Here is a 686-nt window from a genome sequence, read left to right as displayed (position 1 = left end):
ATTTGCACCTCCCCGAAGCTTATCGCAGCTTATCACGTCCTTCATCGCCTCCGAGAGCCAAGGCATCCGCCATGCGCCCTTGCTTACTTTCTTTATTATCGCACACTGTTGCCAGTGCGGGATGATATATACTTTTAGCTCTTTACTACTAAAATTACTGTTTTGCTTGTACAATATGTCATAGATCGTTTCTCTTTTCAGAGAGAGTGGAGAATAACGGATTCGAACCGTTGACCCCCTGCGTGCAAAGCAGGTGCTCTAGCCAGCTGAGCTAATCCCCCTTCTTATAAGTGGAAAACGGAAAGTGGAAAGTGGAAAATCCGGAGAGTTCCCGATTTTCAGTTTTCAATTTTCAGCTTTCAACTTTGAAGTAGTCCCAGGCAGAGTTGAACTGCCGACCTCTACATTATCAGTGTAGCGCTCTAACCAACTGAGCTATAGGACTGTCAGTCAAACCCTCGCCTTACGGCTCGGCTTCTACTTTTCTCGTATATTTTAATAAACAAGTACGCGCAGTACAAGAGGTTCTTATGGAAGCATAACTTCAAGAACCAACGATCGAGTCGAGACGTCACTCCAGAAAGGAGGTGTTCCAGCCGCACCTTCCGGTACCGCTACCTTGTTACGACTTAGCCCCAATCACCAGTTTTACCCTAGGGCGCTCCTCGCGGTTACGCACTTCACGT

Annotated in this window: 2 tRNA genes and 2 rRNA genes; all 4 read right to left on the bottom strand. The window is 47.1% G+C overall.

The features are described from left to right. Positions 1–93, bottom strand: a 23S ribosomal RNA gene (locus ACFFUV_RS24060); the annotation flags it as partial. Positions 94–207: 114 nt separating this feature from the next. Further along, a tRNA-Ala gene (locus tag ACFFUV_RS24055) sits at positions 208–281 on the bottom strand. A gap of 90 nt (positions 282–371) precedes the next feature. Then, a tRNA-Ile gene (locus tag ACFFUV_RS24050) sits at positions 372–445 on the bottom strand. 135 nt (positions 446–580) lie between these two features. After that, a 16S ribosomal RNA gene (locus tag ACFFUV_RS24045) occupies positions 581–686 on the bottom strand; the annotation flags it as partial.

The sequence above is a fragment of the Vibrio olivae genome (genome assembly GCF_042428525.1).
GTDB classification, from domain to species: Bacteria; Pseudomonadota; Gammaproteobacteria; order Enterobacterales; family Vibrionaceae; genus Vibrio; species Vibrio olivae.
This window is presented reverse-complemented; position numbering and strand designations above follow the sequence as displayed.